Consider the following 13729-nt stretch of genomic DNA (forward strand, 5'->3'; position numbering starts at 1 on the left):
CTTGCTACCCAGAGTAATTACTCAGTAACGCTGCGTTAAAGAATCCTCATAAAGCGGGGGACTGCGAGCCCGTCCACCGGTCCTGGGCGTCCATGACGTCCTCGGCGTGGTCGTGGGCCCACGCGCCGAACGCCTCGATCGGGCCGAGCAGGGAGCGGCCCAGGTTGGTCAGGGCGTACTCGACGCGGGGCGGGGCCTCGGCGTAGGCCCGGCGGGTGACCAGCCCGTTGAACTCCAGGCGGCGCAGCGTCTCGGTGAGCACCTTGGGGCTGATCCCGCCGATCTGCGCGCGCAGCTCACCTGGACGGCGCGGCCCGTGGCGCAGCGACCAGACGACGACCGCGTTCCAGGTGTTGGCGATCAGGTCGAAGGCCAGTCTGGCCTGGCAGTCGGCGAGGAACACGTAACGCCTCCGATAGGCACCGATCGGTGCGTGACGGGATTTCTAGAGTCCTAGTCCTAGTAAAGCCCTTTCGCAGCACGGAGGACGACATGAAGATCGGGATCCTGGGCGCCGGCGGCATGGCCGACGCGCTCGGCACGCAGTGGATCAGGGCCGGGCACGAGGTGACGGTCAGCGGGCGCGACCCTGAGCGCGCCCGTGCCCGCGCGGAGAGCATGAACGCCCAGGTCGGCCGCCCGGGGGCGCGGTCGGGGAGCTGGGCGGAGGCGGCCGCGTCCGGCGAGGTCGTGATGGTGGGCGTCCGGGAGGCGGGGCTGGACGACGTGCTGGCCGCCGCCGGCCCGGCCCTGCGCGGCAAGCCGATCATCGACGTGACGAACGGCGCCGCCCCCGACAGGTACGACGTCACGCGTCCGCTCGCCCGCCGGATCGCCGACCTCACGGGCGGGCACGTGGTGAAGGCGTTCAACCTGTGCCACGTGGACGTGTGGCGGATGACGCCGCCCGTGTTCGGCGGCCGTCCGCTGGCGGTGCCCCTGTGCGGCGACGACGCCCGGGCGCTCGACCTGGTCCGGGGCCTGGTGCGTGACCTGGGCTGCACCCCGCTGGACGGCGGCGGCCTCGACCGGGCGGTCCAGCTGGAGGCGACGGCCGCGTTCATGATCGGGCTCTGGTTCGGCGGCGCGGACGCCCAGGCGATCCTGCCCCCGCTGGCCTCCTCGGGAGCGCACGAACCGGCGTGAGCGTACGCCGTGAGGCGTAGTGCGGATGACGACGGGCGGCGGATGCCCGGCTCCGGCGGCGGCGCGATCCTTGGGGCGTCCACCCGAGGTCGAAGGAGAGTCCAGTGGTCACCCAGGTCGTCAAGGGGAGCGGGTATGCGACCGCGTTCAAGGCCCTCGCCACGCTCAGCATGTTGTCGGTGCTGCTGCAGGCCGTCACGGCGGGGCAGCTGATGAGCGGGGCCGGCGCGGGCCTGCACGGGGCCGGGGCGGGCGCCGTCCACCTGCTCGGGCTGCTCCAGCTCGTCGCGGCCGTGCTGCTGTGGCGGCCGGGGCGCGGCGCGGGCTGGCCCGCGCTGGTCAGCCTCGGGGTGCTGCTGCTCGGGTTCCTGCAGTCGATGCTCGGCGGGTCGGGGGCGGTGGCCGCGCACGTGCCGCTGGGCATGACGATCTTCGGGCTCAGCGTGTGGCTCGTCGTCTGGGCCTGGCGGCGCTGACCGTCACGTCGGCCTTCCGGCGGGACCCGGCTGTGGAGGCGGTCACGCGCCGCCGGGGTGACGGGCCAGGTGGTCGGCCTGGCGCACCGGCTCGGGGAGGCGGTAGCGCGGCGTGAGCAGCAGGGTCTGGGACGTGGCGGTGTCCAGGCCGATGCGGTGGCCCTGGGAGACGTAGACCGGTTTCGTGTCCCGCCGCGTGCGCAGCGCCCTGCCCACGGTGACGCCCTCGTGGACGATCGGCGTCCAGTCCCCGCGCTCCCGGCCGGGCGGCTGGTGCTCGCCCACGAACGGCGTCTTGGCCACGCCGAGCGCGGGCAGGCCGGTCAGCACGCCCAGGTGGCAGGCCAGGCCGAAACCGCGCGGGTGGGCCAGGCCGTGGCCGTCGCAGACCAGCAGGTCGGGGGTGACGGCGAGGCGTTCGAGCGCCTCCACCAGGGTGGGCAGCTCGCGGAAGGCGAACAGGCCGGGCACGTACGGGAAGGCGGCCCGGCCGTGGGCCACCGCCCGCTCGACCGGTTCCAGGCTCGCCGCGTCCAGGACGACCACCGCCGCCGTCACCTCGTCGTCGCCGTGGTAGTGCACGTCGAGGCCGGCCACCAGGGGGAAGGCCGTGGGCCCGGCGAGCTCGACGCGGCCGCGCAGCCGATCCTGGACGGCCTCGGCCTCGGCCGCGTCGGCCGGCCAGGGGTGAAGTCTGTCTACCCGCATTCCACCCACGTTAGGGCCATTCCTCCCACGGGGCGGCCACCGCCCGGGCCGGACGGCGGGCGGTCAGGCGTGGACGATCTTGGCGAAGCGTGTCGCCACCTCGCGCCAGATCGGCGTGGAGACGGGCTCGTCGGCCACCGCGCCCGCGTAGACCTGCTCGGGGTCGAAGCCGTCGGGCGTCCACTCGCGCACGCGGGCGGGCAGCACCTCGGGATGGAACTGCACCCCCCACGCCCGCTCGCCCACCCGGAACGCCTGGTAGGGGCAGGCGCGCGTCTCGGCCAGCCACACCGCGCCGGCCGGCAGCCGGGTGACGGCGTCCTTGTGGTGCTCGATCGCGGGCACCACCGGCGGCAGGCCCTGGAACAGCGGGTCCGCGGCCGCCTCGGGCCGGATGGTGACCGGCAGGCTGCCGTTCTCCGGCGTGCCGGTGTCGCCGGTCACCTCGCCACCGGCCACCTCGGCCAGCATCTGGCCGCCCAGGCAGATGCCGAACAGCGGCACGCCGTCCGCCAGCGCCTGGCCCATCAGCCGGCGGGCGGGGGCCAGCCACGGGGCCCGGTCGTCCTCGGAGGGCAGGTAGCCGCCGCCGAGCATGATCATGGCGTCGTGCCGGTCCAGCCGGTCGGGCAGTGGGGCGCCCTCGTGCGCGAGCACCACGTCGAGCCGCAGCCCGGCCTCCTCCAGCCAGTCGCCGAGCCGGCTCGGGCCGCCGCTCCTGCTGTTCTGCACGATCAGGACGTCACCCATCGATGGTCTCCACTCTCGGATGTCGGGGCTCAGGGCAGGTTCGCGGCGCGGGCGGTGTGGCGCAGCAGCAGCGCGGTCGTCACGGGGCCGACGCCGCCGGGCACCGGGGTCAGCGCGCCGGCCACCTGCGAGACCGCCGCGAAGTCGACGTCGCCGGTGAGCCCGCCGTCGTCGGTCGGGTTGGTGCCCACGTCGATCACCACCGCGCCCGGCGCGACGTGCGCGGCGCCGATCAGCCCGGCGCGGCCGACGGCGGCCACGAGGATCTCGGCCCCGGCGGTGACGGCGGCCAGGTCGCGGGTGCGCGAATGGCAGACGGTGACCGTGGCGTGCCGGTCGAGCAGCAGGTGGGCCAGCGGCTTGCCGACCACGGTCGAGCGGCCGACGACGACCGCCCGCCGCCCTTCGAGCGGCACCTCGTAGTGGTCGAGCAGGGCCATGACGGCCGCCGCCGTGGCGGGCGGGAACGCGGGCAGCCCGGCGGCCAGGCGGCCGAGCGAGAGCGGGTTCGCGCCGTCGACGTCCTTGCGCGGGTCGATGGCGGCGGCCAGCTCCTGCGCCGAGGCCCCGGCCGGCAACGGCGTCTGGAGCATGACCCCGTGAACGGCGTCGTCGGCGCTGAGCCCGGCCAGCGTCTCGTGGATCCTGCCGGGGTCGGCCTCGGCGCCGAGGTCGACGACGTCGCAGGCGACGCCGACGCCCGCGGCGGCCTTGGCGATCGAGCGGACGTACCACAGGCTGGCCTCGTCGGCCGTGGCCACCACGACGGCCAGTCTGGGCTGCCGCCCGGCGGCGGCCTCGACCTGCGTCTGGGCCTTGATCGCGGTGGCCAGGTCGCGGCCGGTCAGCGTCCTCATCGGGCGATCTCCTCGCGTACCCCGGCGGTGATCCGGTCGGCCGTGACGACGGCCGCCTCGACGCCCGCCAGGCGGGCCGTCAGCTCCTCGCGGACCTGCTCGTCCTTGATGCCCCGCAGGTTGACCTCGACGTTCACCCGGGCGGTGGTGAGCGCGGCGCGGGCGGCCTCGGCGGCGGCGGCGACGTCGGTGACGACGTTGCGGTTGCCGATCGGCAGCAGCAGCTCGCAGAGCTCGACCAGGCGTATGGCGGCCGCCACCACCAGGGCCGGGGGCTCGGCCGCGCCGGCCAGGGCACGGGCGATGGAGACGCTGCGCTCCTCGCCCTTGGGCAGCCGGTAGGCGTCGGCGACCGCGGTGAAGGCGGCCGCGTCCTCCTCGGCCAGCCGCAGCGCCCGCGCTCGCAGGGCGTCGGTCTCCTCGATCACCGCGGCTACGGCTTGGGCGTGGTCGGCGTACCGCTCGCCGGTGGTGTAGCGGGCCACCATGCCGAGCAGCGCCGCGGACTGGGCCGCGTGCAGGGCGGCGGTGGCGCCGCCGCCCGGGGCGGGCACCTTGTCGGCCAGCTCGGCCAGGAAGTCGACGATCTTCGAGTCGCGCATGGCCGCATTCTGCCAGGCCCGGCCGGACTCACTCGCGGTGCATCGGCCTGGTGACGTCGTGCGGCGTGCCCTGCGGCAGGTACGGCGAGCCCGCCGCGCCGTAGTCGGAGGTGTAGGCGGTGTAGGCCGACGGCCGCGCCGGGGACCGCCACCGCGACGGGAAGGCCGACACGACCAGCAGCGCCACGCCGAGGAACAGCATGACCCCCGTGTAGATCGTGGTCTGCAGGCCCGCCCCCAGGCTGCCGGTGACCAGCCCGCCGGGGATGACGCGGATGCCGGCGCCCAGCTCCACCGCGGGCACCAGGCCGAGCGCGGTGTAGGCCAGGCCGCCGAGCAGCGAGGCGATCGGCGACAGACGCGAGCCGGCCAGGACCGCCAGACCGGCCCCGGCCACCGCGATCACGGCCAGCCCGAGCCAGGAGACCGTGTACCGCGTGGCCATGGTCAGGCCGAGCTCGCCGATGCCGTACATGAGGCAGGCCGCGATCAGCGGAGGAAGGAGCAGCCCGGCGACCACTCCCAGACCATGACGGGCACCGTTGGACATGATTAACCCCGTTTGTTCGGCTTGTGCACCAACCTACCCTGATCGCCGGATCAGTGCTTGATCGTGTACTTGTCGCCGTACACCTTCCAGGTCAGCGGCGGCCTGAGGTCGAGGTTGCCCTTCCTGAGGAAGACGCGCTGCATGGTGTCGACCCGGGTGGTGTCGTCGTGGGCGTCCTCGGCCTTCATCGCCGCCTTCCTGGCGTCGAGGAACGCGTTGAGGTAGGCCACCTCGTCGCCGCCGCGGGCGGGGGAGGCGGCCTTGGCCAGCGCGGCCTTCCTGATGCCGCCGAAGCTCAGCTTGTCGGAGCCGGGGCCGTGCATGACCATGGCGTCGTAGTAGGCGAACTGGCCGAGCGCCCGCAGGCCGTCCTTCTTGGCCCGGCGGACGGCCGGGTCGAAGTAGACGCGGTCGCGCTCGTGGTCCTGGGCCCGCCGGAAGACGGGGTCGGCCGCGGCCTTCTTCCAGTCCTTGACGAACGGCCTGCCGAGGCCCTTGTGGGAGTCGGTGCCGTTGACCTTGCGCAGCGCGGGCAGGTACTTGGCCAGCACGTTCGAGGGCTTGCGCCTGGTGTAGAGCTCGACCAGCTCCAGCATGTCGCCGGTGCCGGAGCAGAAGCCGATGATGCCCGCGGTGTAGCCGCGTTCGTCCTTGATGTCCTCGATGTAGCCGTACTGGGCCTTCCAGTCCAGCGAGGAGTTCTCCGCGCTGGACACCAGCTGCATGGCGATGTCCTTCTTGTGAGGGTTGTTGAGGTCTGCGGGGGAAACGCAGGTCACGGCAAGGGACAGCGAGAGGCACATAGCGGTCAGCACCGCTGCAAACTAGCGCAGTGGGCGCAAAGCCGCGAGCTGCTCCGCGAACGGGACGACCTCGTCCTCCTCTTCGTCCTCGGCAGCGGCCCCGGCCGGGGCCGGGCGGGGAGCGCGGCCCGCCAGCAGGCCGGCCAGCTCACCGGCGGCCCGGTCGATGCGCTCGCCGAGCCCGTCGGTGAAGGAGTCGCCGCCGCCGCCCCAGTCCTCGGAGGCGGCGTAGACGGCGGTCGGCACGACCACGGCCCGCAGGTAGGCGAACAGCGGGCGCATCGCGTGCTCCAGCACGAGCGAGTGGCGGGCGGTGCCGCCCGTGGCGGCGATGAGCACGGGCGTGCCCGCCAGGGCCGTGTTGTCCAGGACGTCGAAGAACGACTTGAACAGCCCGCTGTAGGAGCCGCTGAAGGTCGGCGTGACCGCGATGAGCCCGTCGGCCTCCGTCACGGCCTCGACGACCTCGCGCAGCCGGGCGCCGGGGAAGCCGGTCACCAGGTTGTTGGCGATGTCCACGGCCAGGTCGCGCAGCTCGACCACGCGCACCTCGGCCGCGCCGTCCAGCCGCCGCCGGGTGGCCTCGGCCAGCCGGTCGGCGAGCAGGCGGGTGGAGGACGGCTGGGTCAGGCCGGCCGTGACGACGACGAGCTTCATGGGGGGATCTCCTTCCCTGGAGGGGTCAGACCTCGACGGCCTGGGACGTACGGGCCTGGACCAGCGCGGCGTGTGCCGGCGCGTCCGGGACGCCGGCCGGGCGGTCCTTGGCCATCTCCTTGCGCAGCACCGGCACGACCTCCTCGCCCAGGATGTCGAGCTGCTCCAGCACGGTCTTCAGCGGCAGGCCGGCGTGGTCCATGAGGAACAGCTGGCGCTGGTAGTCGCCGAAGAACTCGCGGAACTCCAGCGTGCGGTCGATGACCTGCTGCGGGCTGCCCACGGTGAGCGGGGTCTCGGCGGTGAACTCCTCCAGCGACGGTCCGTGGCCGTACACGGGGGCGTTGTCGAAGTAGGGGCGGAACTCGCGGACCGCGTCCTGGGAGTTCTTGCGCATGAACACCTGGCCGCCCAGGCCGACGATCGCCTGCTCGGGCGTGCCGTGCCCGTAGTGGGCGTAGCGCCGGCGGTAGAGGTTGATCAGGCGGATGAAGTGCTCCTTGGGCCAGAAGATGTTGTTGGCGAAGAAGCCGTCACCGTAGTAGGCGGCCTGCTCGGCGATCTCCGGGCTGCGGATCGAGCCGTGCCACACGAACGGCGGCACCCCGTCGAGCGGGCGCGGCGTGCTGGTGAACCCCTGCAGCGGGGTGCGGAAGCGGCCCTCCCAGTCGACGACGTCCTCGCGCCACAGCTGGTGCAGCAGCGCGTAGTTCTCCACGGCCAGCGGGATGCCCTGGCGGATGTCCTGCCCGAACCACGGGTAGACCGGCCCGGTGTTGCCACGGCCCAGCATGAGGTCCACCCGGCCGTCGGCCAGGTGCTGGAGCATGGCGAAGTCCTCGGCGATCTTGACCGGGTCGTTGGTCGTGATCAACGTCGTGGCGGTGGACAGGATCAGCCGCTCGGTCCTGGCCGCGATGTAGCCGAGCATGGTGGTCGGCGAGGACGGCACGAACGGCGGGTTGTGGTGCTCGCCCGTCGCGAACACGTCGAGGCCGACCTCCTCGGCCTTGAGCGCGATCGCCACCATCGCCTTGATCCGCTCGTGCTCGGTCGGGGTCCTGCCGGTGGTGGGGTCGGTGGTCACGTCGCCCACGCTGAAGATTCCGAACTGCACTTTAGTCACCATCCATGACTGTTGAATCTTTGACAGGTACCGTAGCGTCCCGGCCTCCGCCGTTATTCCATCATCCCGGTCAGGCGCCCGCGCGGGCGCGGAAGGCCGCCGCCTTGGCGCGGTTGCCGCAGCCGCGCATGTCGCACCAGCGGCGGGTGCGGCGATGGGAGGCGTCGACGTACAGGCGGGTGCAGGGGGCTGCCTCGCACTCGCGGATCAGCTCCGCCTGCGGGCCGCCGAGCAGCTCGATCGCCGCGCGCGCCGTCGTGGACAGCGCGCCGGGCAGGCCGCCGCCGCGCCGCAGGCCGCGCTCTTCGAGCGCGACGTCCGCGGGCGGCCGCCGGGCGGTCTCGTTGAGCAGGTCGCGGTCGGCCTGTCCGTACGGGCTGCCGTCGCGGGCGGCCGTGGCCAGCCGGTAGATCGCCTCGCGCAGGGCCGTCGCCCGCGCCAGGTCGTCGTCGCCGGTCTCGGGCGGCTCGTCGAGGAGCCCGGCGGCGACCGTCCAGCGGGCCAGGTCGGCGGGGGAGGGCAGCAGGTCGATGCGCGCGCCCCGGCGGTGGCCGATGGTGCCGGCGAGGTCGAGGCCGAGGTTGCCGCTGACGAAGGTGAAGTCCACGGCAACCATAGTAACCGCGTTGACAAGTTACTTTCGGCGCTGCCAAGGTTGCTAACCATTGAATCCGGTTACTTTGGAGGCATTCGTGGCGACACTCGTCACCGTCCGCGGCGGGACGCGCCGATTCGGCCTGCGGCACCGATGGGTCGTGCTGTCCGTGGGCGTCGGGGCCCAGGCCAGCTTCTCGGCCATGTTCTCCGGCATCCCGCTGACCGCGGTCTCCATGCGCTCGGGCTACCACCTGTCGCTGGGCTCGCTCGGCCTGGTCCTGTCCTGCCTGGGGCTGGGCGTGGCCGCCTCCGACATCGCGTGGGGCATGCTGACCGACCGGTGGGGCGACCGCCGGGTGCTGCTCGCGGGGCTGACCGCCACGGGCGCGCTGCTGGCGGTGATGGCCGCCGCCGTCACACCGGCCGAGCACGCCGGGGTGGCCCTGCTGGCGGCGTGCCTGCTGGCGGCCGGGGCGCTGGGCGGCAGCGTGAACGGCGCCTCCGGGCGGGCCGTCATGACCTGGTTCGCCGACGGCGAGCGGGGGCTGGCCATGAGCGTCCGCCAGACGGCCATCCCCGTCGGCGGCGCGCTCGGGGTCGCCCTGCTGCCCTGGCTCGCCGAGCGGTACGGCTTCCGCGCCGTCTACGCCGTACCGGCGGTGTTCTGCCTGCTGGCGGCGGCGGCCACCTGGCGCTGGCTGCACGAGCCGGCGCCCGCCGCGGCAGCCGCGGCCCCGGAGCCCGGCCCCTCCCCGCTGCGCCGCTGGGACGTGTGGCGGGTGGCGCTGGCCAGCGGGCTGCTCACCGTGCCGCAGTTCGCCGTGCTGTCCTTCACCGCGATCTTCCTGCACGACGTCAAGGGCGCCGGCGCCGGCCTGGCCGCCCTCACCGTGCTCCTCGCCCAGCTCGGCGGCGGCGCGGCGCGCATCTGGACCGGCCGGCGCACCGACCGCCGCGGCGGTCGGCGCACCTGGATCCGGGCCATCGGGACGCTGTCCGGGGTCGTGATGGCCGCCGCCGCGGTGCTCACCTCGGCGCCCACGCCGCTCACGGTCGCCGCCCTGGCGATCGGCGGCCTGCTGGCCAACTCCTGGCACGGCATCGCCTACACCGAGATCGCCGCCATGGCGGGCGCGGCGAGGGCGGGCACCGCGCTCGGCCTGGAGGGCACCGCCTGCTTCGCCTCGGGCTTCCTGACCCCGCTGCTCGTCCCGGTGGTGCTCGGCCTCGCCTCGTGGGAGGCGGTGTGGGGGCTGGCCGCGCTCGCCTCGCTGCTGGCGGTGCCCCTGGTGCCGGGGGCCGTGCGACCGGCGCCGCGGGCCGCCGTCACAGGGCGTTGATCGCCGCCGGGCCGAGGATGCGCTCGGGCGCGCCGCGCTCGGCCACGGTGATCATCGCCTGGCCGATGCGCTCGGTCGTCGTCACCGACGCCGGGAACAGCCGCCGCAGCAGCGGGTACAGCGGCGCGGCCACGACGTAGGCCAGCCGGTACCAGCGGGTGCGCGAGGTCACGCCGTGCATCGGCTGGATGTAGCCGGGACGGAACATGTAGGCGTGGAACGGCAGCGCGAGCAGCGCGTTCTCCGTCGCGCCCTTCACCCTGGCCCACATCGCGCGGCCGTGCGCGTCCGTGCCGGCCCCGGAGACGTAGACGAAGGTCGAGGACGGGCTGAGCCGGGCCAGGGTGGTGCCGGCCGCCAGCGTGTAGTCGTAGGTGACCCGCCGGTAGTCCTGCTCGCTCATGCCGGCCGAGGACACGCCGAGGCAGAAGAAGCACGCGTCGTAGCCGGACAGCTCGTCCTCGATGTCCGACAGGTCGGACAGGTCGGCGTGGGTGAGCTCGCGCAGCTTCGGGTGGACCGTCCCCGTGGGCGACCGGCCGACCGTGAGCACGGCCGTCACGCGCTCGTCGAGCAGGCACTCCCTGAGCACGCCGCGCCCGACCATGCCGGTCGCCCCGAAGATGATCACTCTCATGGTTCAGCCAGATCCCACCCGCCGCGCCGCCGCAGCACCACCAGATAGTACGCCGCCGACACCACCGCGATCCCGGCGGTGACGTACAGGCTGGGCCGGCCGATCACCGGGTCCAGCGCGTTCAAGTAGATCACGTACGCCAGCGCGGCCAGCGCCAGCACCGGCGCGAGCGGGAACCACGGCATCCGGTACGCCGCGTGGCCGGTCGTGCCGTTGCGCCGCCCGGCGATCGCCCCCAGGCACAGCGCCGCGTACACGGCCACGATCGAGGTGCCGGTCACCACCAGCAGGAAGCGCTCGTCGATGAAGCAGCAGGCCGCGCTGACGACGCCGGTCAGCACCGTGGCCACCCACGGCGAGCCGTACCGGGCGTGGATCGACGACAGCAGGCGGCTGACCGGCGCCGGCCAGGCGCGGTCCCGTCCGGTGCTGAACAACATGCGGGAGGTGATGAGGATGATGGCCAGCACGGCGTTGAGGATGGCCAGCGCGACGGCCAGCGAGATCACCGTGTTGGCCACGGAACCGGCGCGGGCGGTGACGAAGTACTGCATCATGTTCTCCGCGCCGAACAGGCCCTCCAGCGACGGCGCGCCCACCAGCACCGCCGTCACCGGCACCAGCTCGGCCGCCACGGTGACGCCCAGCGCCCACAGCACCGTCCGCGCGATGCTCTTCGGCGCGTCGTGCACCTCCTCGCCGAAGTAGACCGCCGAGCCGTACCCGTTGTAGGAGAAGATCGCCACGGCGGTCGCCGCGCCGATCAGGCCCAGCGAGGCGGGCACCAGCGCGCCGCCGTCGCCGGCGACCACCGGATGGGTGATCAGCTCGACCGGCGAACGCTGCGGACCGAACAGGCCGAGCGCCGCCACGACCACCAGCGCGATCATCTCGATGGCCAGGAACACCCCGGTCACCCAGGCGTTCAGCTTGATGTCGAAGACCGCCACGACGGTGGTGAGCAGGCACGTCACGGCCGCCACCAGCGGCCCGTCCAGCCCCGGGAGGACGACCGACAGGTACGCGCCCACGCCCAGCGCGATGACGGCGATGATGAGCAGCTGCGTGATGAGGATCAGCCCGAGCACCACGAACCCGGGCAGCCGGCCGAGCGTGCGGGCGGTGATGGCGTACTCGCCGCCGGTGAGCGGGAACGCCGAGCCCAGCTCGGCGTAGACGAAGGCCATGAACACGCCCACGACGGCGCCGGCCAGGTAGCTGAGGATCGCGCCGCTGCCGGCCTGGGAGATCACGCCGGGGGCGATGATGAAGACCGAGGACGCGGGGGTGATGGCGGACAGGGTGAGGAGGAGGGTGCCGAGGAGCTTGAGTCCCCGGTGCAGGTGTGGATGGGCGGCCGTTGATGCCACGACGCCTCCTTGGGGGGTTCCTTGAGCGAGTATCAAAGAACTATCGGCGGCGTTCGTCAAGGACGGCTTGCGTTTTTTGAAGCGTCTATGAAGAATCGCGGCCATGGCGCGACCCAGCCGGGCCCGGGAGAAGCGGGCCGAACTCGTCTCCGCCGCCCGCCGGGCGGTGCTCGAACGCGGCATCCTCGACCTGCGGCTGCGCGACGTCGCCGAGGTCGCGGGCATGTCGGCGGGGTCGGTGCTGTACTACTTCCCGAGCATGGCCGGCCTGCTGCAGGAGGTGCAGCGCGAGGCGGTCGACCGGTTCTGCGCCGCCCGCGAGGCCGCCGCCGCCCGCGAGCCCGACCTGCGGCGGCGCCTGGTCATCACCATCGGCAGCGGCCTGCCCGCCGGTCCCGGCGACGAGCTGTGCGTGCTGCTGTACGAGCTGGGGGCGCACGCCCGGCGCGACCCGGCGTACGCGGCCCAGCACATCCGGCTGTACGAGCGGCAGGTGGCCCTGTACGCCGCGATCCTGGAGGCGGGGTCGGCGACCGGCGTCTTCACGCTGACCCGGGACGCCATGACGATCGCCCGGAACCTGGTGGCGCTGGAGGACGGGCTCGGGTTGCACCTGCTGGACGCGGTGCAGCCGTTCGACACGGAAACGGCCCGCGACCTCCTCCTCGCCTACGCCACAGACGCCACCCACTGCCCCTTGCCACGCCCATGACCCTTCCCCACCCGGCCCGTCCGCGCTGCCCTTCTCCGCATCGCAGGTGCGTGGCCCTGCTACGTCCCCCGCCCCTCCCCCCTGTCCCGCCCGTGCGCCGACCGATGGCGGCGACGCCGTGCGATCATCACCCCGTGACGTCCCCCCTTGATCCCAGTGCGCGCAAGTACGGCAGCCTCGGGCTGGCCCTGCTCTGCGCAGCAGCCCTCACCGGCTACGGGCTGGTGGCCTGGAGCATCTGGCAGTTGGCCTGGATGCCCACAGAGCTCCTGGTCAAATGCGGCATCGCGGCCGCGGTGTTCCCCGGCGCCGGCCTCGCCCTCGGGTACGCGTTCACGGCACGGAAGCCCAGGCCCGTACGGATCTTCGCGGTTTCGGCGGGCGCGGCGATCGGTGCGGTGGGCCTGCTGCTGGCCGCTGCCGGCTACATCTGGTTCTCGATGACAGCGAACGTGTAGCCCCGGCAGCGCCCGAGGGAACATTCGTCCAATCCTCCGGCGAGGGACAGCCGCCACAGTGACCCCATGACCAGTACCCACGGCGACACCACCGACAGCACGATCCTCTCCCTGGACGACGGCGACCTCCACGTCTCCCAGGACGGCCCCCGCGACGCCCCCGCCCTCCTCCTCATCCACGGCTCGGCGTCCTCGGCCCGCTCCTGGGACCAGTTGGTCCCCCTGCTCACGGGCTCGCATCGCGTCATCCGGATCGACCTGCTCGGCCACGGCCGCTCCGCCAAACCGGACGACCGCGGCTACACCACCCCCGACCAGGCACGCCGGGTCGGCGAGGCGCTGGACCTGCTCGGCGTGCGGGAGGTCGTGGTCGCGGGCCATTCCAGCGGCGGCGCGGTCGCCACCGCCCTGGCCGAACAGCGTCCCGGCCTGGTGACGGCGCTCGTCCTGATCAACACCGGGCCCGGTCTGGACGCCTTCATCGCCCCGGCATCGGCCGCGTTCGCCCCCTCGCAGTGGCCGCCGACCGACGAGCAGATCCGCCTGTTCGCGAGCCCTGGCTTCAGCCGCCCCGGCTACCGGCCCCCGGACGAGCTGCTGGACGAGGTGCGTTGCATGACCCTCCACACGCTCGCCGCCACCATGCAGGGCACTCGCGAATACCTGCACGAACGGCCCCTCCCTGACCGGCTGGCGCCCCTGGGCAAGCCGCTGCTGGTGATCTTCGGCGCGGACGACCGACGATGGCGCTCCTCCTCCGCGTCCGACTACCGCGTCGTGCCGGGAGCCGAGATCGAGCTCCTGCCCGGCCTCGGCCACACCCCCATCCTGGAGGACCCCCAGCAGACCGCCATCCCCCTCCTCGCCTTCACCACAACCCACGCCAAACAACCACACTGAGGCCGCCGAGCAAGGAAGCGGCCGAGCCAGGAAGCCGTCC

18 protein-coding genes are annotated in these 13729 nt (G+C 73.3%); 6 read left to right on the forward strand and 12 right to left on the reverse strand.

What is annotated here, in order from left to right; all coding sequences use genetic code 11:
- Positions 1-46: 46 nt before the first annotated feature.
- Positions 47-403 carry a winged helix-turn-helix transcriptional regulator gene (locus ACFYYW_RS19545; RefSeq protein ID WP_387650375.1) on the reverse strand — a complete coding sequence of 119 codons (357 nt, stop codon included), beginning with the start codon at positions 401-403 and terminating at the stop codon, positions 47-49.
- Between the two features lie 89 nt (positions 404-492).
- Here ACFYYW_RS19545 and ACFYYW_RS19550 point away from each other — a divergent pair, with 89 nt between their 5' ends.
- Positions 493-1146 carry an NADPH-dependent F420 reductase gene (locus ACFYYW_RS19550; protein WP_387650376.1) on the forward strand — a complete coding sequence of 218 codons (654 nt, stop codon included), beginning with the start codon at positions 493-495 and terminating at the stop codon, positions 1144-1146.
- Between the two features lie 104 nt (positions 1147-1250).
- On the forward strand, positions 1251-1622 hold the full coding sequence (locus tag ACFYYW_RS19555) for a hypothetical protein (RefSeq protein ID WP_352326735.1): 372 nt from the start codon (positions 1251-1253) through the stop codon (positions 1620-1622).
- Between the two features lie 42 nt (positions 1623-1664).
- Here ACFYYW_RS19555 and ACFYYW_RS19560 read toward each other — a convergent pair whose 3' ends face one another.
- The 9 genes from ACFYYW_RS19560 to ACFYYW_RS19600 form a co-directional block, all read right to left on the reverse strand.
- Positions 1665-2330, reverse strand: a complete 666-nt coding sequence (locus tag ACFYYW_RS19560; protein WP_387650378.1) for an endonuclease V — start codon at positions 2328-2330, stop codon at positions 1665-1667.
- Positions 2331-2393: 63 nt separating this feature from the next.
- On the reverse strand, positions 2394-3080 hold the full coding sequence (locus ACFYYW_RS19565) for a type 1 glutamine amidotransferase (protein WP_387650380.1): 687 nt from the start codon (positions 3078-3080) through the stop codon (positions 2394-2396).
- 29 nt (positions 3081-3109) lie between these two features.
- Entirely contained in the window at positions 3110-3937 is an 828-nt protein-coding gene (locus ACFYYW_RS19570; protein WP_387650381.1) for a bifunctional 5,10-methylenetetrahydrofolate dehydrogenase/5,10-methenyltetrahydrofolate cyclohydrolase, read from the reverse strand.
- Entirely contained in the window at positions 3934-4539 is a 606-nt protein-coding gene (locus ACFYYW_RS19575; RefSeq protein ID WP_352326727.1) for a cyclodeaminase/cyclohydrolase family protein, read from the reverse strand. Before ACFYYW_RS19575 ends, ACFYYW_RS19570 begins: the two co-directional genes overlap by 4 nt.
- A gap of 28 nt (positions 4540-4567) precedes the next feature.
- A complete protein-coding gene (locus tag ACFYYW_RS19580) occupies positions 4568-5089 on the reverse strand; it encodes a hypothetical protein (RefSeq protein ID WP_352326726.1) in 522 nt (173 codons plus the stop codon).
- 50 nt (positions 5090-5139) lie between these two features.
- Positions 5140-5814 (reverse strand): chitosanase, encoded by a 675-nt coding sequence (locus ACFYYW_RS19585; RefSeq protein WP_357964264.1) that lies wholly within the window; start codon positions 5812-5814, stop codon positions 5140-5142.
- A 99-nt stretch (positions 5815-5913) separates the two neighbouring features.
- Positions 5914-6549, reverse strand: a complete 636-nt coding sequence (locus ACFYYW_RS19590; RefSeq protein ID WP_387650383.1) for an FMN reductase — start codon at positions 6547-6549, stop codon at positions 5914-5916.
- A gap of 25 nt (positions 6550-6574) precedes the next feature.
- Positions 6575-7666, reverse strand: a complete 1092-nt coding sequence (locus tag ACFYYW_RS19595) for an LLM class flavin-dependent oxidoreductase (RefSeq protein WP_352326722.1) — start codon at positions 7664-7666, stop codon at positions 6575-6577.
- Between the two features lie 79 nt (positions 7667-7745).
- Positions 7746-8282 (reverse strand): CGNR zinc finger domain-containing protein, encoded by a 537-nt coding sequence (locus tag ACFYYW_RS19600; RefSeq protein ID WP_352326720.1) that lies wholly within the window; start codon positions 8280-8282, stop codon positions 7746-7748.
- Positions 8283-8367: 85 nt separating this feature from the next.
- Between ACFYYW_RS19600 and ACFYYW_RS19605 the strand changes: the two genes are divergently transcribed.
- Entirely contained in the window at positions 8368-9612 is a 1245-nt protein-coding gene (locus tag ACFYYW_RS19605) for an MFS transporter (protein ID WP_387650384.1), read from the forward strand.
- Here ACFYYW_RS19605 and ACFYYW_RS19610 read toward each other — a convergent pair.
- Entirely contained in the window at positions 9599-10249 is a 651-nt protein-coding gene (locus ACFYYW_RS19610; protein WP_387650386.1) for an NAD(P)H-binding protein, read from the reverse strand. The genes ACFYYW_RS19605 and ACFYYW_RS19610 overlap by 14 nt on opposite strands.
- Complete coding sequence (locus tag ACFYYW_RS19615) at positions 10246-11619, reverse strand: APC family permease (protein WP_387650388.1); 1374 nt, start codon at positions 11617-11619, stop codon at positions 10246-10248. The genes ACFYYW_RS19610 and ACFYYW_RS19615 overlap by 4 nt, the downstream gene beginning before the upstream one ends.
- A 103-nt stretch (positions 11620-11722) precedes the next feature.
- Here ACFYYW_RS19615 and ACFYYW_RS19620 point away from each other — a divergent pair, with 103 nt between their 5' ends.
- From ACFYYW_RS19620 to ACFYYW_RS19630, 3 genes are all read left to right on the forward strand, one after another.
- Positions 11723-12331: a TetR/AcrR family transcriptional regulator gene (locus tag ACFYYW_RS19620; protein ID WP_387650389.1), complete on the forward strand. Its 609-nt coding sequence runs from the start codon at positions 11723-11725 to the stop codon at positions 12329-12331.
- Between the two features lie 134 nt (positions 12332-12465).
- On the forward strand, positions 12466-12789 hold the full coding sequence (locus tag ACFYYW_RS19625) for a hypothetical protein (protein WP_387650390.1): 324 nt from the start codon (positions 12466-12468) through the stop codon (positions 12787-12789).
- Between the two features lie 66 nt (positions 12790-12855).
- Positions 12856-13689: an alpha/beta fold hydrolase gene (locus tag ACFYYW_RS19630; protein WP_387650392.1), complete on the forward strand. Its 834-nt coding sequence runs from the start codon at positions 12856-12858 to the stop codon at positions 13687-13689.
- Positions 13690-13729: the final 40 nt, after the last annotated feature.

This window comes from Nonomuraea sp. NPDC001831 (genome assembly GCF_042892035.1).
Taxonomy (GTDB): Bacteria; Actinomycetota; Actinomycetes; order Streptosporangiales; family Streptosporangiaceae; genus Nonomuraea.

Bases quoted from the DNA above. Each gene is read 5' to 3' on its own strand.
- ACFYYW_RS19550 (WP_387650376.1), top strand. From the start codon at position 493: ATGAAGATCGGGATCCTGGGCGCCGGCGGCATGGCCGACGCGCTCGGC.
- ACFYYW_RS19560 (WP_387650378.1), bottom strand. From the start codon at position 2,330: ATGCGGGTAGACAGACTTCACCCCTGGCCGGCCGACGCGGCCGAGGCC.
- ACFYYW_RS19565 (WP_387650380.1), bottom strand. From the start codon at position 3,080: ATGGGTGACGTCCTGATCGTGCAGAACAGCAGGAGCGGCGGCCCGAGC.
- ACFYYW_RS19570 (WP_387650381.1), bottom strand. From the start codon at position 3,937: ATGAGGACGCTGACCGGCCGCGACCTGGCCACCGCGATCAAGGCCCAG.
- ACFYYW_RS19575 (WP_352326727.1), bottom strand. From the start codon at position 4,539: ATGCGCGACTCGAAGATCGTCGACTTCCTGGCCGAGCTGGCCGACAAG.
- ACFYYW_RS19580 (WP_352326726.1), bottom strand. From the start codon at position 5,089: ATGTCCAACGGTGCCCGTCATGGTCTGGGAGTGGTCGCCGGGCTGCTC.
- ACFYYW_RS19585 (WP_357964264.1), bottom strand. From the start codon at position 5,814: ATGCAGCTGGTGTCCAGCGCGGAGAACTCCTCGCTGGACTGGAAGGCC.
- ACFYYW_RS19590 (WP_387650383.1), bottom strand. From the start codon at position 6,549: ATGAAGCTCGTCGTCGTCACGGCCGGCCTGACCCAGCCGTCCTCCACC.
- ACFYYW_RS19610 (WP_387650386.1), bottom strand. From the start codon at position 10,249: ATGAGAGTGATCATCTTCGGGGCGACCGGCATGGTCGGGCGCGGCGTG.
- ACFYYW_RS19620 (WP_387650389.1), top strand. From the start codon at position 11,723: ATGGCGCGACCCAGCCGGGCCCGGGAGAAGCGGGCCGAACTCGTCTCC.
- ACFYYW_RS19630 (WP_387650392.1), top strand. From the start codon at position 12,856: ATGACCAGTACCCACGGCGACACCACCGACAGCACGATCCTCTCCCTG.